General features: G+C 39.8%; 20 protein-coding genes. 7 read left to right on the top strand and 13 right to left on the bottom strand.

The window, feature by feature from the left end:
- Nucleotides 1-37: 37 nt before the first annotated feature.
- A complete protein-coding gene (locus M997_RS04165; RefSeq protein ID WP_082918384.1) occupies nt 38-499 on the bottom strand; it encodes an Lrp/AsnC family transcriptional regulator in 462 nt (153 codons plus the stop codon).
- A 252-nt stretch (nt 500-751) separates the two neighbouring features.
- Between M997_RS04165 and M997_RS04160 the strand changes: the two genes are divergently transcribed.
- The 7 genes from M997_RS04160 (at nt 752) to fis (ending at nt 7,894) form a co-directional block, all read left to right on the top strand.
- On the top strand, nt 752-2,059 hold the full coding sequence (locus M997_RS04160; protein WP_064718853.1) for an SLC5/6 family protein: 1,308 nt from the start codon (nt 752-754) through the stop codon (nt 2,057-2,059).
- A gap of 28 nt (nt 2,060-2,087) precedes the next feature.
- Nucleotides 2,088-3,290, top strand: coding sequence for a MalY/PatB family protein (locus M997_RS04155; RefSeq protein ID WP_064718852.1), 1,203 nt, complete (start codon nt 2,088-2,090; stop codon nt 3,288-3,290).
- Between the two features lie 402 nt (nt 3,291-3,692).
- A complete protein-coding gene (locus tag M997_RS04150; protein WP_064718851.1) occupies nt 3,693-3,941 on the top strand; it encodes a YhdT family protein in 249 nt (82 codons plus the stop codon).
- Nucleotides 3,931-5,376 carry a sodium/pantothenate symporter gene (gene panF / locus M997_RS04145; protein ID WP_064718895.1) on the top strand — a complete coding sequence of 482 codons (1,446 nt, stop codon included), beginning with the start codon at nt 3,931-3,933 and terminating at the stop codon, nt 5,374-5,376. The genes M997_RS04150 and panF overlap by 11 nt, the downstream gene beginning before the upstream one ends.
- 26 nt (nt 5,377-5,402) lie before the next feature.
- On the top strand, nt 5,403-6,284 hold the full coding sequence (prmA, locus tag M997_RS04140; RefSeq protein WP_064718850.1) for a 50S ribosomal protein L11 methyltransferase: 882 nt from the start codon (nt 5,403-5,405) through the stop codon (nt 6,282-6,284).
- Between the two features lie 321 nt (nt 6,285-6,605).
- The gene (gene dusB / locus M997_RS04135) at nt 6,606-7,577 is read left to right on the top strand and encodes a tRNA dihydrouridine synthase DusB (protein WP_064718849.1); all 972 of its coding nucleotides are present in this window, start codon (nt 6,606-6,608) and stop codon (nt 7,575-7,577) included.
- 20 nt (nt 7,578-7,597) lie between these two features.
- Nucleotides 7,598-7,894, top strand: coding sequence for a DNA-binding transcriptional regulator Fis (fis, locus tag M997_RS04130; RefSeq protein ID WP_004245342.1), 297 nt, complete (start codon nt 7,598-7,600; stop codon nt 7,892-7,894).
- A gap of 730 nt (nt 7,895-8,624) precedes the next feature.
- Here fis and M997_RS04125 read toward each other — a convergent pair.
- The 12 genes from M997_RS04125 to M997_RS04070 form a co-directional block, all read right to left on the bottom strand.
- On the bottom strand, nt 8,625-10,286 hold the full coding sequence (locus tag M997_RS04125) for a terminase large subunit (protein WP_064718848.1): 1,662 nt from the start codon (nt 10,284-10,286) through the stop codon (nt 8,625-8,627).
- The gene (locus M997_RS04120) at nt 10,283-10,636 is read right to left on the bottom strand and encodes a phage terminase small subunit P27 family (protein WP_004245345.1); all 354 of its coding nucleotides are present in this window, start codon (nt 10,634-10,636) and stop codon (nt 10,283-10,285) included. The genes M997_RS04125 and M997_RS04120 overlap by 4 nt, the downstream gene beginning before the upstream one ends.
- Before the next feature lie 273 nt (nt 10,637-10,909).
- A complete protein-coding gene (locus M997_RS04115; protein WP_004245346.1) occupies nt 10,910-11,356 on the bottom strand; it encodes an HNH endonuclease in 447 nt (148 codons plus the stop codon).
- Nucleotides 11,357-11,653, bottom strand: coding sequence for a head-tail connector protein (locus tag M997_RS04110; RefSeq protein WP_004245347.1), 297 nt, complete (start codon nt 11,651-11,653; stop codon nt 11,357-11,359).
- A complete protein-coding gene (locus M997_RS04105) occupies nt 11,646-11,981 on the bottom strand; it encodes a phage head closure protein (RefSeq protein ID WP_064718847.1) in 336 nt (111 codons plus the stop codon). The genes M997_RS04110 and M997_RS04105 overlap by 8 nt, the downstream gene beginning before the upstream one ends.
- Complete coding sequence (locus M997_RS04100; protein ID WP_064718846.1) at nt 11,978-13,198, bottom strand: phage portal protein; 1,221 nt, start codon at nt 13,196-13,198, stop codon at nt 11,978-11,980. Before M997_RS04100 ends, M997_RS04105 begins: the two co-directional genes overlap by 4 nt.
- Nucleotides 13,198-13,752, bottom strand: coding sequence for an HK97 family phage prohead protease (locus tag M997_RS04095; protein WP_064718845.1), 555 nt, complete (start codon nt 13,750-13,752; stop codon nt 13,198-13,200). Before M997_RS04095 ends, M997_RS04100 begins: the two co-directional genes overlap by 1 nt.
- Before the next feature lie 54 nt (nt 13,753-13,806).
- Nucleotides 13,807-14,961, bottom strand: a complete 1,155-nt coding sequence (locus M997_RS04090; protein ID WP_064718844.1) for a phage major capsid protein — start codon at nt 14,959-14,961, stop codon at nt 13,807-13,809.
- A 251-nt stretch (nt 14,962-15,212) separates the two neighbouring features.
- Nucleotides 15,213-15,842: a hypothetical protein gene (locus tag M997_RS04085; protein WP_064718843.1), complete on the bottom strand. Its 630-nt coding sequence runs from the start codon at nt 15,840-15,842 to the stop codon at nt 15,213-15,215.
- Nucleotides 15,843-15,862: 20 nt separating this feature from the next.
- A complete protein-coding gene (locus M997_RS04080) occupies nt 15,863-16,123 on the bottom strand; it encodes a hypothetical protein (protein ID WP_064718842.1) in 261 nt (86 codons plus the stop codon).
- 230 nt (nt 16,124-16,353) lie between these two features.
- Nucleotides 16,354-18,681 (bottom strand): primase-like DNA-binding domain-containing protein, encoded by a 2,328-nt coding sequence (locus M997_RS04075; RefSeq protein WP_064718841.1) that lies wholly within the window; start codon nt 18,679-18,681, stop codon nt 16,354-16,356.
- Nucleotides 18,674-18,949, bottom strand: coding sequence for a hypothetical protein (locus tag M997_RS04070; RefSeq protein ID WP_156510805.1), 276 nt, complete (start codon nt 18,947-18,949; stop codon nt 18,674-18,676). The genes M997_RS04075 and M997_RS04070 overlap by 8 nt, the downstream gene beginning before the upstream one ends.
- Nucleotides 18,950-18,972 lie beyond the last annotated feature (23 nt).

Genomic DNA, 18,972 nt, shown 5'->3' with positions numbered 1-18,972 from the left:
AAAAGCATAGTTAAATTAACTATGCTTTTTTTTTGCTTTATTTAATTGGAAAACCTTTAAAAGGCTTTATTTCACGAATACTAAAGCTGGTATTCATCTCTTTGATATTACCTATTGCACGTACTTTTACCATCGATACATTATGAAAATCGTCCATATCCTTTACGACTAACTGCAAAATATAGTCATAACGGCCAGAGATATTATGACAAGAAATAACGTTTTCAATTTTCATTATCTCTTGTTCAAAATGCGCCATATTATCTTCAGAGTGTAAATCTAGCGTAATATTCATAAAGGCATAAAAATTAAATCCCAAGTGTTTAGGATCAATATTTGCACGATAATTTTTTATTACACCCTTCTCTAGCGCCTTAAGTCTTTTCCAACAAGCTGGGGGAGACAAAAATACACGCTTAGCTATTTCTGCATTATTTAATCGTCCATCTTCTTGTAACAGCTTAAGGATACCCATATCCGTTTTGTCAAGACTCATCATATTCGAGACCTTGTGACGTTAATCAAAATAACGTTTTTATCAAATATTATTCGCTTATAGATTCATTTTAACTAATTTTATTAATAAATAAGCGCGTACAGATTCCAATATGAAAAAATAATTAACCAGCCTAATTGCTAGAATGACTCGTGAAGTCTCGTTATTCAGCTAATACAAAATCATTAAAAATCGTGTTCTAAAACGAGTTAATAAAACAAATACTATAAATTACTTACACATGGGATTACACATATGACCTTATTAGAAAAAAAAATCGATAGGGCCTCACTATCAAAAGAAGAATGGAAAAAATTAACCCGTTTTGATAATACAGACGCGGGTTGGATCATCATCAGTATTGGTATGGCAATTGGCGCGGGTATTGTTTTTTTACCGGTTCAAGTTGGCTTAATTGGGCTATGGGTCTTTTTGCTTTCTTCTATTATTGGCTATCCTGCCATGTACCTTTTTCAACGTCTATTTATCAACACTCTTGCCGATTCTAAAGAGTGTAAAGACTACCCTGGCGTTATCGAAGGTTACCTGGGTAAAAACTGGGGAATGTTTCTTGGCTTACTTTATTTTTTAATGCTTGTTATTTGGATATTTGCTTACCCTACTGCATTAACTAATGACACTGCATCTTACCTACATACTTTTGGTGTTACCGATGGACTTCTTTCTGACAATCCATTCTATGGCTTAATTCTTATTTCATTTTTAGTACTCATTACATCACGAAGTGAAGAACTACTATTTAAAATTTCCAGTTTTATGGTGTTATCAAAATTACTGGTTGTGCTCGTTCTTGGTTTAATGATGATAAGCATGTGGGATTTATCAAAAAATATCGATTCATTCCCTCCTTTTCGTCTGCTTATTAAAAATGCCATTATTACGTTACCTTTTACTCTCACCTCAATTTTATTTATTCAATCACTTAGCCCGATGGTTATTTCCTATCGAGCCAAAAACCAGTCAATTGAAGTTGCTCGCTATAAAGCACTAAGAGCAATGAATATCTCATTTGGCACGCTGTTTTGTGTCGTTTTTTTCTATGCCGTTTCTTTCACTTTCGCCATAGGCCACGATGAAGCAGTAAAAGCGTATGAACAAAATATCTCCGCGCTAGCAATTGCAGCGCAATTTATTGAAGGAGACGCCGCTAAATTTGTCACACCTGTTGGTGTTGCTCTGAATGTTTTTGCACTAATGACCGCTTTCTTTGGTGTATACCTTGGATTTAAAGAAGCCGTTCAAGGATTAGTAATGAATGCGCTTACTCGTGTTATTCCAGCAGAAAAAATTAACAAGAAAATACTTAATTTAAGCATTGTTATCTTTACTGTGGTTATTGCATGGGGAGCCATTGTTCTTAATCTACCCGTATTAATGTTCACCTCTATTTGCAGCCCAATATTCGGTATTGTCGGTTGTCTTATTCCTGCTTATTTAGTTTACAAAGTACCTTCGTTGCACCGTTATAAAGGATTATCACTCTACTTAATTATTTTTACGGGCATCCTACTTTGTATCTCTCCATTCTTGAAATTTATTTAATAAAATGAAATGTATTAAAGGCTAAATCATGAAATATAACTTTGATGAAATTATAGATAGAAAAAATACCGATGCGCTAAATTATGATGGCTGGCGTCAATATATTTTCAAGGCAGATAAAGATGCAAAATTTGCCTTTGCAGATGATGAATTCATTAGAATGTGGGTAGCTGATATGGATTTTTCTACGCCACCAGAAATACTTGACGCAATTAAGGCCAGACTAGACAGGAAAATATTAGGTTATACCAAAATCTATGACGATGAGTATTATCACATTTTTAAAGATTGGTGCCAAAGACACTATAATTGGAATATTGATACTCGTGAGATTGTTTTATCTCCAGGCATTATTCCTGCATTAAATCGCTTAGTTCCTTTATTAATTAAACAAGATGAAAGCATTTTAATTCAGACGCCTTCTTATACGCCATTTAAACAAGCAGGTGATTATAATTCACGCCAAGTTATCTATTCTGATTTATTAGAAGAACAAGGTGAATATGCACTTGATTTTGCTGATATGGAACGAAAAATTAAAGATAGCTCATTGAATATTAAATTATTTATTCTATGTAACCCACAAAACCCAACAGGAAAAGTGTGGACACAAGAAGATTTAATAAAAATGGGAAAATTGTGCATCGAAAATGATATTTGGATAATATCAGATGAGATTCACTGCGACTTATTACGTAATGGTGTCAACCATACTCCTATTGCCAAGCTTTTTCCTGAATATGACAAAATCATTACCTGCATGGCTCCAAGTAAAACATTTAATCTCGCGGGCAACTTAATGTCTCATATCTTTATTAAAAATGAAGAAGTGAAAAATGAGTGGCTTCGTTTATATGATGACTTTATTTCACCATTAAGTTTAGTAGCAACAAAAGCAGCTTATTCTGAGTGCGATGAATGGTTAAAACAACTTAAAAACTATCTTGATGATAATTTCAAATTAGTTGAAGAATTTGTTCACACTCATTTTCCAAAAGCAAACTTTAAAGTGCCCGATTCAACCTATTTAGCATGGATCAATCTTAAAGAATACTTGCCAGAGAATATCGATAATCAACAGCTTTCACTCTATTTTGCTAACAAAACAGGCATCCTGCTAGAAGGTGGAAATATGTTTGTTAGCAATGGCGATAACTATATTCGCATCAATCTTGCATGTCCTCGCGCCATAATTAAGCAGGGATTAGAAAGAATTAAAAACGCCCTTTAGTTTTTTAAAGTTACCTTTGTTTTAAAGGGATAAAGGGATAAAGGGATAAAGGGATAAAGGGATAAAGGGAATACTTTCATTTTATAGAGATGAGTTATATTAAAAAGAGTACGATGATAATTAATCTATTGAAATCGTACTCTTTTTGTTTTTTATTACTCATAAAATCATAGAAAAATATTTCTTTATTATTTTGATTAAAAAAACATCTTTAATCTAATAATCATTGATAATGAACGCGATATCTGCTTCAAAGCAACTCTATATAACTGTTAAAAAACAATTAGATAATAAATACTTTAATCTAACCGCTTAGTTTATGACTAATTTTCACTGAATCACTATTCACTTTCCCGTACAATCCTCCCATTCGTTTTAACCCTATTAAGATTGGGAGAACAGATGGACAAGCGTTTTGTTCAGGCCCACAAAGAAGCCCTTTTGGCCCTAATTTTAACTTTTATGTATTTATTGGGTTGGTTAATGACCGCCTATTTACCTGATAACACACTAGGCATTATTGGTTTACCGCTTTGGTTCGAGCTTTCATGCTTATTTTTACCTATTTTGTTTTTTCTGTTGTGCTATCTAATGGTTCGTTATTTCTTCAAAGATATGCCGCTAGGAGATGAGCATGACGATGCAAACTGAAGTTATTGTACCGCTGATTGGTTATCTACTATTGGTCTTTCTGTTGTCGGCTTACGCCTACCGTAAACGTGAGAAAGGAGAATTTCTTAACGAATACTTCCTTGGTAATCGTTCGATGGGCGGCTTTGTTTTAGCCATGACTATCACTGCAACTTATGTCAGTGCAAGCTCCTTTATTGGTGGCCCTGGCGCTGCTTATAAATACGGCATTGGTTGGGTGCTGCTTTCTATGATCCAGCTACCTGCAATTTGGCTTTCTTTGGGCGTATTAGGGAAAAAATTCGCCATCTTAGCGCGTCGTTATAATGCGGTAACACTTAACGATATGCTATATGCACGCTATCAGAGCCGTTTTTTAGTTTGGTTTGCCAGTTTAAGTTTATTAGTCGCTTTTATTGGTGCCATGACTGTGCAGTTTATTGGTGGTGCTCGACTATTAGAAACCGCCGCAGGCATTCCCTATGAGTTTGGCTTATTAATATTTGGTATCTCTATCGCGCTGTATACGGCAATAGGTGGATTTCGCGCGAGTGTATTAAATGATGCATTACAAGGTCTTGTAATGCTGCTAGGTACCTTTATTTTACTGTTTGCTATCATTTATAAAATTGGTGGCTTAGATATCGCAATACAAAAACTCAATGCTATCGACCCCGCATTAACATCGCCACAGGGCGCTGATGGCATTTTAAGTGGGCCATTCATGGCATCATTTTGGGTGTTAGTCTGTTTTGGGGTGATTGGATTACCCCATACGGCAGTACGTTGTATCTCGTATAAAGACAGCAAAGCAATGCACAAAGGCATTATTATTGGCACTATTGTGATGTCATTACTGATGTTTGGTATGCACTTTGCTGGCGCATTAGGTCGTGCCATCATTCCTGATTTAACGGTACCTGACCAAGTAATACCCACACTAATGGTTGATGTATTACCGCCTTTTGCCGCAGGTATTTTCTTAGCCGCACCAATGGCGGCGATAATGTCGACCATTAACGCGCAATTGTTACAATCATCAGCGACGTTGGTCAAAGATCTCTATTTAAATTTTGCGCCTCACGCCATAACTAATGAGAAACGCATTTCACGCTTATCGAGCCTTTCAACCTTGATTTTAGGTGTACTTTTGCTCTTTGCAGCGTGGAACCCACCGTCAATGATCATTTGGCTGAACTTGCTGGCATTTGGCGGATTACAAGCGGTTTTCTTATGGCCATTAGTGCTCGGCCTTTACTGGAATAAAGCCAATCGCTATGGTGCGATAGCTGCGATGATCACCGGGGCAACGCTTTATGCAACCTTGGCGACATTCAATATTCAAATTGCTGATTTTCACCCTATTGTTCCTTCACTATTACTGAGTTTAGCGGCATTTCTTGTGGCTAATCGGTTCGGAGAGCATACTTTAGCGCAATCCGTTCCATTACAGTGAACCCGTTTTTAAAGAGATAGATTAATATGCCTTGGATACAATTAAGACTTAATGCAACTGCGGCGAATGCAGAAGCGATTGGTGATGAACTTGTCGAAAGTGGTGCTGTATCAGTCACTTTTCAAGATAGCCACGACACGCCTATTTTTGAACCTCTGCCGGGTGAAACTCGTCTTTGGGGTGATACCGATGTTGTTGGTTTATATGATGCTGAAACCGATATGAAGATTATCGTTGCCATGCTGGAGAACAACCCGCTATTTGGTCAGCATTTTATTCATAAAATCGAACAGATCGAAGATAAAGATTGGGAACGCGAATGGATGGATAATTTCCACCCGATGCGTTTTGGCGAGCGCTTATGGATTTGCCCTAGCTGGCGTGAAGTGCCCGATCCTAACGCCGTCAACGTTATGCTAGACCCCGGTCTTGCTTTTGGTACAGGAACCCACCCAACAACCTCTTTATGTTTACAATGGCTTGATGGTTTAGATTTAGCAGGCAAAACGGTTATCGACTTTGGTTGTGGCTCCGGTATCTTAGCTATTGCGGCACTTAAACTGGGTGCAGCAAAAGCGATAGGCATTGATATCGACCCGCAAGCTATTCAAGCTAGCCGAGATAATGCTCAGCGTAACGGTGTTTCTGATGCTCTGACGTTATATCTTGCCAAAGATCAACCAGAAAATCTTTCTGCTGATGTTGTTGTCGCTAATATTCTAGCCGGCCCACTACGTGAACTTGCGCCTGTGATTAGCACTCTTCCTCGTCAAGGTGGCCATCTTGGTCTTTCTGGCGTATTAGCAACCCAAGCAGAAGGAGTGAGTGCTGCTTATGAAGGATTATTTACTCTAGATCCTGTTGCTGAAAAAGAAGAATGGTGTCGTATTACCGGCGTGAAAAAATAACACTGTGCAAATATTAACCAAATCGAGATAATCTCATTAGGTTAAAATTTCACTTAATTATTGTTTATCAGACATTAATCTCATTTTTGTCTGATAAACTTCACTTTGTTAAGAGTGTTTATCAATTCTGTACTATCAATTTTCAAAATAAAAAATATTTATAACCACATGTTTTTATTGACTAAATAATATAATCAAAAAAAATCAAGTGTAAAAAAGTAACTTTTTTTCACGATTTGGTTAAACTTTGTCCTTTCATATCTGATAAAAAATGCGTAATATACGCGCCCTTGCAGTCACAGTTTGGCCCTCTTTTCATCTATGCGAATCGGACAGTATCAGTTAAAAAATTGCCTTATCGCAGCTCCAATGGCTGGCGTTACAGACCGACCTTTTCGGTCACTTTGCTATGACATGGGTGCGGGTATGACAGTTTCTGAAATGCTTTCTTCTAATCCTCAGGTTTGGAAGACAGACAAGTCTCGGTTGCGAATGGTACATAGCGATGAATTGGGGATCCGCTCCGTACAGATTGCTGGAAGTGACCCTGCCGATATGGCTGCTGCTGCGAAAATAAACGCAGAAAGTGGCGCTCAGATTATCGACATAAATATGGGTTGTCCGGCAAAAAAGGTGAATAAAAAGCTGGCGGGTTCAGCATTGCTTCGTTATCCCGACCTTGTCGCAGAGATCCTCTCTGCTGTGGTTAACGCGGTTGATGTACCTGTTACTCTGAAGATCCGTACTGGCTGGTCACCTGATGAACGTAACTGTGTAGAGATTGCCAGATTGGCTGAACGTTGTGGTATTCAGGCTCTCACTATTCATGGACGTACACGCGAGTGTTTGTTCAAAGGAGAAGCCGAATATGACAGTATTCGGACAGTTAAGCAGAGTGTTTCTATTCCCATTATTGCGAATGGAGACATAACTGACCCGCTAAAAGCCAGAGCAGTGCTCGACTACACTGGAGCCGATGCTTTAATGATCGGTCGCGCTGCTCAGGGAAGACCCTGGATCTTTCGGGAAATCCAGCACTATCTGGACACAGGTGAACTGCTGCCACCAATGCCGATTGCAGAGGTACAGCAAATAATGCAAATGCACGTGCGTGAGTTGCACGACTTTTACGGTCAAGGCAAAGGAACTCGCATTGCTCGCAAGCATGTCTCTTGGTATCTCAAGGAACATGCCCCTGATGATCAGTTTCGGCGCTCCTTCAACGCCATAGAGGATGCCAGCGAACAGCTGGAGGCGTTGGAAGCATATTTCGAAAATTTTTTGCGTAAATAAATAAAAGAGCTGACAGAACTATGTTCGAACAACGCGTAAATTCAGACGTACTAACCGTTGCCACCGTAAATTCACAAGATCAGGTGACCCAAAAACCTTTACGTGACTCCGTTAAGCAAGCACTGAAAAACTATTTTGCTCAATTAAACGGTCAAGATGTTAATGACCTTTATGAGCTAGTATTGGCTGAAGTTGAACAGCCTTTGTTGGACATGGTAATGCAGTACACCCGTGGCAACCAAACACGTGCAGCGCAAATGATGGGCATTAACCGCGGCACACTGCGTAAGAAACTGAAAAAATACGGCATGAATTAATAGAAGTCGTATAACACATTGAATTAAAAAGCCCTTTTCATTATTTGTTAAGGGCTTTTTTGTTATTGTTTATACATATATTTATACATAGATATCTGAACAGTTATATAAACAAGCGATAAGGTAGATACAAACACGGTGATTGTTAGCTTTCTACTATGTTATGCCAAAGGCATGATCAAAATGGTGATACCTGTTTCGCCAAACTGATTACTTAATGTGAAGAGGGAAAGATAGGTAAACTACAAAATTTTAGTAGCTTAAATTATATACAGCAAAACTCTATTATCCTGTAATTTATTCACTACCCCCCTATAAATCTTTTTGAAGCCCTCAACTGTGCACCCTATGCACCATTAACTTAATCCATTGATATTAAATAATAAATTAGGGTGAACACGGTGTGCACCAACTGTTCATACTGTGCACCTTTTTGCTGATAATTTACTCATTTGGCGATTTACACTAGGTGGGCGACTCCTTGATATTAAGGCGTCCTATTCGAGGTGAGTGTGTTTAACGTTCTAACCTATTGATAATTTCACAAATATGTTTTTCTCAATAACTCGGGGACAATTTTGTCCTCTGGAAGACCAAAGCACTAATAAATGCTTTGGCTCAGATTTAAGCTGTGGTGTGACTGTAAAGGTATTGCGATTTCCACCATACCTATACTGTGGTGATTTCCACCATGGTTGATAACGAAAATTTGCAACTAACAATAAGTCAGCTACACCCCATCAAATGAGGCTAAACGTTCTTTTTGCTCCCCCGTTAAGTTGAAAGCAAAGTCTTCATGCTCAATTTGCCATGTACCAAAGCTCATAAGGAAAGCAATAGCAGGGTCAATCTTGTTGGCTGATTTCTTTTTATTGGGCTTGATATTCGCGTTTGCGTCCGTTTCCATGACGACATTAGCCATCGCCCACGCAAGCACCGGATCGCCATTGTGACGAATGATTTTACGATTAACAAATACCTCGGCTGATTTCGCCACAGGGCTAAACTTCATGTAAGTTTGAGGGAATGGCTCAACATCTAACCCCGCACCTTGTAGCTGAGTTCTTAAGTGGGTAGCGTTCCATGTATCAAAACCTGTCAATTTGATATTAAATTGTTGGCTGTCTCTAAGCACATCATCACGAATGCGATCATAATCAATACAATCACCAGGAGTGGTACGAAGCCAACCTGACTTAACCCATTGACGGTAAATAGCCCTGTTCTTATTGGCGGGGTTCTGTAACTGCGCTTCGGGAATATAGTGGCGAGTCAATAACAACAATTCATTATCAACAGGAAAGGTATAGCAGACACTGGTAATATCCCCCGTAGAAGATAAATCCATTCCCGCATAACACGCTAAGCCTTTAAGGTCTATTTCGGTATAGTCCATTTTACACGCTAACCATGCGCCCTCACCCATCCAAGGCGTTTCCCCCTGACACCAGATATTAAAGCGTTTGGTTAACATTTCTGTCCATTGTGAGGGAATACCTCGCGCCTTTTGTATCGTGTCATACAAAGCATCACCATCAACCGACACATTAAGATTGGGATTTGCCTTTATCCACAGCCTTTCATCGTCAATTTCTTTTTCGTCATCAAGTTCATAAATCAAAGCAAATAACGATTCATTTTGTTCTTCACCGGCGAGGATTTGACAACAATAATCATAATGTTGTTTACAGGCTGAAATGACATTGCTCCCTGACGTTGTGATCGCAAATAAAATCCCTTCAGGACGCGCCCCCATCCCTAACTCAAGAGCAGAATAAACCGCATTATCAGGGTGTAAGTGATATTCATCAACAATGGCTAAACTGGGATTGGTTCCCTCAATCGTGGCGGCTTTAGCGGCAAGAGGTTTCAATAAGCTATTACGTTTCGGATTAATCACTTTATGTTGTTGTATGGCTACCCGTTTTTTAAGCGGTTTAGACAGCACACACATTTGACGGGCATCATCAAAGACAATACGCGCCTGATCTCGGCTCACTGCAGCGGTATAAATATCTTGCTGCCCGTTTTCCATCACCAAGAACCAATTAGCCAGTATTGCTGCAACGGTGGATTTTGCATTTTTGCGGGGAACCTGAATATAAGCACTGCGGTATTTTCTTCGCCCCGTTGAGATCATCTTGAAACCAAGGAGATTCGCAAAGGCAAATTGTTGCCACGGTTCAAGCTCTATCGGCTTACCTCGCAAGTGCCCTTTAACATGCGGGCAAACACGGGAGAACCCGATAAAACGCTCTACGACCTCATTATCAAAGGTATAAAGCGGATTATTTAAGTCATTATAGTAACGTTCAACGGCTTGCTTTAACCGCTGACAGGCAGGGATTTTACCTGTTTTAATATCGCTTGCGTACTGCTCCCATGCGTTCATAGGCGATCTAATTCGTCCTCTTCCTCGGTTTCAATTGGATTTTTACGACGAGAAACGGGATCGAACCCCAGTAAGGAAGACATTTTAATCATGATTTTTTCAGCATCAGCCTTGGCACTCAATGAGGGATTACGGCTCTCACTGCCTTGACTATTGATAATGCTAAACCCTCGATTATCTAAGTCTTCAACCGCTTTACGGTACATCGCATAATTGACGCAATACAATTCTAAATTGTTCCAATCGGCTAACGTCAGATCGTCACGTTCTGCCAATATTTTGGCTTTTGTTTTCCACTCTTTCGTTGCTATCTCATTAAGATAAACGGGGGGTTTAGGTGCTCTTGCCATAACTATTTCTGTTTCCTAGTAAATTATTTTCAAAAAAATTACCGTGCGTAAAAATTCGAGGAGGGGGGCGGTTCCTGAGACGAGGCCGTTTGTCATTTTTGATACCCCTACCCTTTCTATATGTTTCTCTAACGATTTCCGAAACATTCCATTAGCTCCCTATCACGTTGAGTATTGCGCCCTGTAATGGGCTTTGTAGGCGTTTTTAATTGTCGTTGTCTATACGGTTCACTGTGCTTTAAGAGTCCTTTAACCAACTGATTTATTTCATTTTCACGCATTACGGTTATACTCATCTCGCCAATCATTATTCCGTGTTGCTTTTGCCTCTAACTCTCGATACTCCCCATTTTTACGCTTTTGCTTAGTGAGTGGATCATGCTTAAAGGTTTTGGTGTTATGACAACTGTGACATAACGCTTGATGGTTAAAATCCACCCAAAACAATACGTCACTATCACCGTTAATAGGAATAATGTGGTCAACAATGGTTGCAGGGGTATATATCCCTTTATTGAGGCAATGCACACATAACGGATTTAACTTGAGATACTGTAAACGGTACTTTCCCCACTGATTGCTATAACCTCGTTCGGTTCGTGTCCCTCGCTGGCTATCCTGTTGTCGTCTGGCTTCTTGTTTATGTTCTTCACACCGTCCAGACTTCACCCGCTTATTACAGCCTTGATAACTACAACGCTTTAGGGGTTGCCATGGCATCTAGTACACTCCCACATCTCGATAGGTTGACCACAGAGAATGAATAGTCAGCGGAACTTCTTTTAATCCATCACTGCCTATCATCTCTCGGTTCTCATAAAGCAAACTGATATACATTAGACAGCCCACCTTGATCGCTGGAGTGAACGACAATCCATCATCAAATCGTTTACCGATATGTTGTTGGCACACTTCTAATGCGGCATCAATATAGATAGCTAATATGGCATCGTCATAATCATCATCAATACGGCAATGCAACTTCACTTCATCAAGGCTGATATTAGGTTTAGTCACGCTCTACACCCTCACAAATAATTTCCATACTGCCCTTGGCTTTATCGGCCACAATACTTTTAATATCCCAATGATTACCGTCCGTGCCGGCGTAGCTAAACATCAACCGATCTGCTGTGGTGATATCAGGAAAATAACGAAACCAAACTCTCACCGTGGTTTCACTCTGTGTTTGCTGACTGCTAAAATACTCGCGCCCTCGGATCCCTTTTACCTCAGCCCAAACTTTCGCAATATCGAACCACATCACCTCATTACCACTAAGCGCATCCGGTTTAAGCTTTGAGCGCTGAATAGTTACCCGTTGATTCATGCGCCCCGCTTTCATTCATCCACCTTGTCAGACTCTTTTTTAACTTCAACGGTCTGTTTCCATGCCTGACTAAATTCATCACCACCTTCACGAGGAGGCAATCCCTCACGCTCACGGGCTTCATTCGGACACATGACTCCCGACTTAATCGCGGTTTCATAACTGCGGAAACGCTCCGTAGGATTAGCGCGGAGTAAATCTGCCGTATCAAATTCCACTTGATAGCGAATATTCGGTGTAGGTGAAGTCAATAACAGCGCTGATTTAATTTGTTGCTCAAAGTTGGCTAACCATGGGCGCATAGTGATGGTCAGTAAGGCACGACTTGCCTCACTAAAGTTGCTGTAAGTACTGTTGGAATACTCTTGTAAAAAGATAGGGCTAATGTTGAACATACGGGCAATATCTTCAATGGTAAAACGCCTTGAGGCTAACCACTCCGCATCTTGGTTACTCATGCCTAATTGTTCATATTCCATGCCCCCCTCAAGAATGGGGGTTTTCCCTGCATTACGTGCCCCTTTGTAGCGTTCTAGGGCTTCCAATGCCTTAGTTCCTTTGAGGCTATCGAGCCATTCACCCGATTTAATAATGCCAGATGCCATCATGCCGTCTTTCATAATACTCGCGCCGTGTCGTTGTTGAGCTAATCCTAGACCCAATGTTTCACGGCAAATCGTGACGGGTGAGCGACCTAAAAAACCGTCATCGGTCGCATAACGTAAATGTAAGATTTCTTCTTGTAAGTAGGTTTTCACCTTACCGCTATACGGTTCAGTCACGGTATAACTGTATCGGTGCTCCCCAAGTCGATTAATCACTACCGCACTAGGGGGATAAGGGTGTATTGATTTAGGCTGCCCATCTTTTCCCCACGCAATCACCGCATAGGCGTTACCATTGAGCAAACAATGACGCATTAACGTGCGCTTAAATTGAAAAGCGGTCTGACAGTCATTCGGGTTTTCATTGAGAAGATAATCAACAGGATGATCACTTAACCACTCTCTTGATTCGCGCCCTTTATCATTGTGTACCCGATACAGAAAACAGGGCATGGAGGCAATAGCTTCACTAATGACCGTCACCGCATTCATCACGGCAGGTAAGCCCTCCGCAGTTGACGAGCTAACGTGTTCCCCTGAATTTGTGTTAGATATCCCCGCCAGAGAAAGAAACTCATCAATACTTAAACTGCGGGATTCGGAGGCTTTACGTTTGAATGGCCACATTATTCCACCTCAACCAATTGTAACCAGCGGTCAAAATCTTTTACCGCTTGCGGTTTACTGAGTGTTAAGGAGCGTTTGGCAATTTCTACGCCGCTATCAGGATAAGCGGGTAAACTGGTGATGGTGATTTCATGGAGTTCGGCTTCTAATACGGTTCTGACATACGGCTCTTGACCAATATCCCACTGATCTTTAATCGCTCGGAAACCAAAACTCATACCGTCAATATCACCTCGTTCAACCAAGGTGAGAACATCACGCCCTAGTTGCGTATCAGGCGGAGTGAGTTCAAAACGTAACCCCGTTTCATCTTCGGTAAGTTGTAATGTGCTAGAAGTCGTGCGCCCCAATAGGTTAGTGTAATCATGTTCGTATAACGCCCTGACATCACTCCCTTTTGATAAGCTGTTACTAAAGGCATTTTGGGAAAATTGTTCGACAAACTCATCCCAAAGCACATGAGAGCGTAAGCCCCATTTAATGACATAACCCACCAGCTTTTTATCACTGGCAGAAAGTGTTGCAGTACGGATTTCTAACTCGGTATTTTTCATAGCCTATTCCTGACAAAAAAGAGCGCTCCTGAGATCACAGGAACGCCCCTTGAGTTATTTACCCGCGACTTTAACTTCCAACACTTTAATGGCGTTAGAATCCACCAGCCCACCGCCTAAATATTTATCGGTGTGAACTTTGATAAAGCCGGGTTCAGTAATGTTGTCAGGGCGAGTACGTGTACCCGTTTCATGATCCACAATGAAGTAACCGCGTTTAAAGTCACCTAATGCAATCACATCATCAGCCATGTTTTCGAGATAATGAACCGGTAAGCCTAATAAGGTATCAGGATCGCCAGACTGTAAACGGTCACGCCAGATATAATCCCCATTGCCATTTTTCAGCTTCTGTACTTTAGCAGCAGTATTGGAATTCATCACCCAAACGGCATTTTTGCGATATTTCGCACGCAATTTAAATTTCAGGTCAATCAGGCTATCGGCTTCAATGCTGGCAACGTCAAGTTTTTCCAATGTACCGAACGCGCGCGCTTTATCGGCTTTGGCTTCACGAGGATAAGCTAAGAATCCTTTTGCTTTTTTCGTACCATCACCCGTCACAAGATCGGTTTCTTCGGTATCAACAAACGTGTCGCCAATTTCAGTGGTTAACCAGCTCAGAATATCCACATCACTAAAATCAATAATTTCTTGCGTAGTTTTGGGGTAGGCGTAGATAGGGAATAATTTGATACTGACTTCTTCTAACTTCGGTGTGCCAGTTTCGGTGCGGGCTTGCCCCTCTTCACCGTGATTGACCTTTGCCCCACCCACAGAAACCAGTTGTTTATATTCGTTGCTGTGCGTAGTTTTGATGGTACAGATTTTACGCATCACCGAATCATCGGTTAATTGCTGCATAATCTGCTTATTCAGTTCAGGAATAACGGTATAGCCACCATCAGCCGGAACCCCTGTCGATAAAGTACGGGTTTCCCCTGTCAGGATATAATGACGCAATTCATCATTACTGACGGCTTTATCACCTAATACGTGTTTCCCTGTTTGAGTGCGTTCTTCCTCTGCAATCGCTTCATAACGGGCAATTTCAGTATTCAGAGACTCCGACTGACTACGCAATTCATCAAAGTTTTTTGCTTCATCTTCGGTGAGTGAGCGTTTTTCTGTTTCTGCTTTAGTGAGCAATGAGCGCATTTGCTCGGTGAGAGTTGCCTTTTGTTGGCGTAATTCGAGTAGTTTTTTCATGAAGTGGTTTCCGTAAACAATAAAATGTTAAGACGTGAAACCAGCTCGGAAATAGGGGAGACCGTTTAACTGGAGATGCTTGTCTGATGAGCAAGGATTAAACGGTCAAGTGGCGGCTCACGTCTGAGTGCCACTCATTAATATATATCTGAAAAATATAATAAAAAGCCCCTATTATTGAGAAGGCAAGCATACAAAAACATGGGAACAGATAACTTACACTTCTTTACATTGTAATAAAAAACAATTATCTACTGTTCATAATATTGGGTCACGTAATCTTCAAATTTTTTTATTTCTAATTTAGTTGGTGGCGAAACTACCAAAGATATTAAATAAGTTGCAAAAGCAAAAATCAGAAAGAGAATTGTGGATATGAATTCTTCACGGTATATAGTAAACACAGAACCCCAAAAAATAATGATACTTTCTAAGAGTAATAACATTGCTATATTTTTATCTTTTCTAACTATATTTTTATCTAAAGTTATTTTTTTATCATTCAATATTAAATATTTGTCAAATTTCTTAAAAAATCTCATTGATTCATATCCATCAGGATGGTTATTTAAAATTAAAATTGCTTGATGTTGAATCTTATCATTCGATATGCCTAATAATTTTTTTCTTATAATTCTATTTTCTTCCTTTTTTGAAAAAGAAACTATTGAATCATCATCAATATAATCAGAATTACTGGCAATGCTTTTTAAAAAAGTAGATGTTTTTATCTCTAACTTATTCTTTTCTTTATATTCATAAATAAAACCATTTTTATATAAAAACAAACCTATAATACTAAGAATAAATACTATAAAAACGCCTAACAACCCATAATTATTTATAATGTTATTAAAAACACTCTCTATAGTTCCCCACATATATTAAATCCTTTTTTTAATTATTTATCACTCAACCATTCGGGTACATCATTCATTATTTTTCTAAACTCTTGCAGTTGTTCAATTAATACATCTAATTGTTCTTTATTCGTTGCTAAGATTTCCTCTGATAATGTGTGTCTTAAATTTCCGCTTGTATCTTGAAAGAAAAAAGCATGTCCACTAACCAACTCACGATAATCAGCCGTATGTAAATCATCGAGTTGTGTAATGTTATGATAATCATAATGTGCCTGTATATCTTCTCGCGTAATCGGCATATCGCCTCCTAATTTAAATACAATATTACCTGCCAAAAGAAGCCTTTTTAAAACCTATTTGCCTATTTTAACAGCACTTAAACTAAAAATATAAAAGGTGCACAGGGTGAACAGTTGGTGCACAGTTGAGAAGTAACTATGCACCCTATTTTTACATTATAAATCAATAAAATATAAAGATTGGTGAACAGGGTGCACAGTTGAACATAAAACTTTATAACTAGGGGGGGCTAACTTTTTCTTAATTCAGGTACTGCAGGGAGCCACTCATTAGCTTCATCAGTTAAATCAACGTTATAGTAATAACCCCGTTTCGTTTTAAACTTTCGATAATCCTTTTTATACTCTTGCATCACCTTAGGTAATGAGTCCCCAAACTTGGTTAATGTTAACGGTCTATCAAACCCATAGGCTTCCATAAATGATAAATAAGCATGGTAGAGATAGATCCTCGGCGCACGAGGATAAATATTCTTATTCCCCATCTTCATCCCTAACTCTTCGCCCAATGAAACCAAATAAGCACAAAAGCTATACAATGGATCTGAGTTACTTTTGACGGCTAAAGCTTCGCCTGAATCTCTCTGTTCTTGCAGTAATAATTTAGCCTTATCTTGGCAGGTAAATAATTTCAATAAATAGCGAATAATAACGGGTAACTCTTTGCTTATCTTCTCAGGTAACAAGGGATCTTTATCATTCTCTTTAACGGGGGTATTAAAAGAGAAAATAACCCGTCTACGTGCTATCCCTCCGTTACGTTCAGTAAAGCTCATTGGTTCGTTATTCGTCGCTAAAACAACTGCTTTAATAATGGTTGAAAATTGTTTCTCATACTTACCATCAACCTCGATTAAATCACCGCCTGTAATGGCTTTAATACCTGCCCCCTCTCCAACATATTTTACTTGGTCAGGTAAGGTAATGAGACTTTTACCCACAAATTGATAGCGTCCTCTCGCCTCATCTAAGGCTTTCATGTTACCACTGGCGGTATTGTGTTCCCCTGCAAGTAAAGTCGCGATAGAGGTAAAAACACTTTTACCACTCCCTCCCTCACCCGTCACTTCGATAAATAATTGCCAATCATACCGATTAGCTAAAATCATAAATAAGCCCGCATTGATACGGTTCATCTTTTCTTCATCGTTGCCCGCCGAATGAGATAACCACTTATAAAAACTAGGGGCATGTTGTTTTAAATTCTCATTAGATTCAGGCGCAGTGAATACGATCCCATTATGATTAAGTAACCAGTTTTCGGGTACATGAGGCTTAAATTGTTGAGTCGATAAATCATACACGCCATTACTAAAACCAATTAACTCTCGCTTTTGCTCACCTAAAACTGGAATTTGTAATTTCAACGCACCAATCGCATTTTTAACCCCCGTTGGGCTATAAGGTGTTTCATATTCATCAAAGATCGCTACCATTGCCCGTTGTAAATCACTATCAGATACTTTATTCCATACCCCATCGACATAGTGATAAACCATTTCACTATCTGGAATAATAGCGAGTTTTCCGTAACGTTCTGCGAGTAATGCGCCTCGTTGACTGGCCGCCATTTGTGAGAGATTGGTGTTCGCCCCTTTTTTATCCGCATGAATAACTGTTACTGTGGCTAAATTATCCATTTGGTACATTCCCTCATTAAATGCCTGTTTTGCTTTCTTAATCCCAAATTGCTGACGGTAATCATCCCAATCGGCTTTATCTTCTGTGGGCGGTAAAGTTACCCAACCATTAACCGTTTTAGCGGCTTTTTCTGCTGAAATTTTACCCACATTCGGCTGACCGATCTTAATATCATTATCCGCAACTATAATTATCTTTGCTTCGGGATAATGCTTTCTAGCCCATTCAGCAACAGGTAATAAATTCCCCTCATCAATCGCAGCCAACACCAAACCACTATGCAGTTGACTCACTGTTAAGGCGGTTGCGTATCCCTCGGCAATCAATACTGTCTCAGTCGTTTCTATTAATTCAGATAAGGGCATAAAACTGCCCTTTTTCTTTGTCCCTGATATCAGACGCTTTTCACCGTTAGGCTTGATAATTTGCGCCCCTGTGACCTCATTACCGCGCTGAATAATTAATAACATCGAACCATCAGCGAGTATTTTTACGGGGCAATCGTGCCCCTTTTGAGTCAGGTACGCTGATTTACCTACCGTCGTTTGAGCCACCAGCTTTTGTACCTTTTCTGCAATAGGTTGAGACTCTGATTTTGGAGCCTCCTTTCTGGCAGGTTCAGGTAAAGGCAATGACAAAGCTTGTGAGACTTCTTTGGCCGCCTCATAAATAGAGATACCTTTTACTTTGGCAATTAAATCTAATCCATCACCGTGATTAGGCTCATCACATTGGCGACAAAACCAATTGCCATTATGGTGATCATCAATAAAGTGAAAACGGTCAGTTCCCCCACAGACAGGACAGGCACCATGTTTTCCCCGTTCCGGTACATCAACACCACAGGCAGGCAGGATACCGCTCCAGTGATTTACTGCATTACGCTTTACTTCACGGATCAGCTCAATATTAGTCATTGCCTACCTCCGTATAAGGAAATCCCTCACGTTGATAGATTTTAAATTCCGCTTCATGCTCATTAAAACGCATCGCATCAATCAAGCGAGGTAAATACATCAATGACTCACCGATACGCCGTAAATCATTTTTAGCTTGGCTTTCATGGTAATCTTTATTTGCACAAGCCCCAAAAGCACACTCCCCCATGACACGTAATGTCGATAGCAACCCGTCACAAGTGTCAGAGGAAACACTTCTAAATTTTCGTAGTTCTTCTGTGCTCATGGAGTCCAAATCAGCCTTTACAA

Source organism: Proteus hauseri ATCC 700826 (assembly GCF_001654965.1).
In the GTDB taxonomy this organism is placed as follows: Bacteria; Pseudomonadota; Gammaproteobacteria; order Enterobacterales; family Enterobacteriaceae; genus Proteus; species Proteus hauseri.
This window is presented reverse-complemented; position numbering and strand designations above follow the sequence as displayed.

Excerpts from the sequence above, each read along its gene's own strand:
- M997_RS04165 (WP_082918384.1), bottom strand. The coding sequence starts at position 499 with ATGATGAGTCTTGACAAAACGGATATGGGTATCCTTAAGCTGTTACAA.
- M997_RS04160 (WP_064718853.1), top strand. The coding sequence starts at position 752 with ATGACCTTATTAGAAAAAAAAATCGATAGGGCCTCACTATCAAAAGAA.
- M997_RS04155 (WP_064718852.1), top strand. The coding sequence starts at position 2,088 with ATGAAATATAACTTTGATGAAATTATAGATAGAAAAAATACCGATGCG.
- M997_RS04150 (WP_064718851.1), top strand. The coding sequence starts at position 3,693 with ATGGACAAGCGTTTTGTTCAGGCCCACAAAGAAGCCCTTTTGGCCCTA.
- panF (WP_064718895.1), top strand. The coding sequence starts at position 3,931 with ATGCAAACTGAAGTTATTGTACCGCTGATTGGTTATCTACTATTGGTC.
- prmA (WP_064718850.1), top strand. The coding sequence starts at position 5,403 with ATGCCTTGGATACAATTAAGACTTAATGCAACTGCGGCGAATGCAGAA.
- dusB (WP_064718849.1), top strand. The coding sequence starts at position 6,606 with ATGCGAATCGGACAGTATCAGTTAAAAAATTGCCTTATCGCAGCTCCA.
- fis (WP_004245342.1), top strand. The coding sequence starts at position 7,598 with ATGTTCGAACAACGCGTAAATTCAGACGTACTAACCGTTGCCACCGTA.
- M997_RS04125 (WP_064718848.1), bottom strand. The coding sequence starts at position 10,286 with ATGAACGCATGGGAGCAGTACGCAAGCGATATTAAAACAGGTAAAATC.
- M997_RS04120 (WP_004245345.1), bottom strand. The coding sequence starts at position 10,636 with ATGGCAAGAGCACCTAAACCCCCCGTTTATCTTAATGAGATAGCAACG.
- M997_RS04115 (WP_004245346.1), bottom strand. The coding sequence starts at position 11,356 with ATGCCATGGCAACCCCTAAAGCGTTGTAGTTATCAAGGCTGTAATAAG.
- M997_RS04105 (WP_064718847.1), bottom strand. The coding sequence starts at position 11,981 with ATGAAAGCGGGGCGCATGAATCAACGGGTAACTATTCAGCGCTCAAAG.
- M997_RS04100 (WP_064718846.1), bottom strand. The coding sequence starts at position 13,198 with ATGTGGCCATTCAAACGTAAAGCCTCCGAATCCCGCAGTTTAAGTATT.
- M997_RS04095 (WP_064718845.1), bottom strand. The coding sequence starts at position 13,752 with ATGAAAAATACCGAGTTAGAAATCCGTACTGCAACACTTTCTGCCAGT.
- M997_RS04090 (WP_064718844.1), bottom strand. The coding sequence starts at position 14,961 with ATGAAAAAACTACTCGAATTACGCCAACAAAAGGCAACTCTCACCGAG.
- M997_RS04085 (WP_064718843.1), bottom strand. The coding sequence starts at position 15,842 with ATGTGGGGAACTATAGAGAGTGTTTTTAATAACATTATAAATAATTAT.
- M997_RS04080 (WP_064718842.1), bottom strand. The coding sequence starts at position 16,123 with ATGCCGATTACGCGAGAAGATATACAGGCACATTATGATTATCATAAC.
- M997_RS04075 (WP_064718841.1), bottom strand. The coding sequence starts at position 18,681 with ATGACTAATATTGAGCTGATCCGTGAAGTAAAGCGTAATGCAGTAAAT.
- M997_RS04070 (WP_156510805.1), bottom strand. The coding sequence starts at position 18,949 with ATGAGCACAGAAGAACTACGAAAATTTAGAAGTGTTTCCTCTGACACT.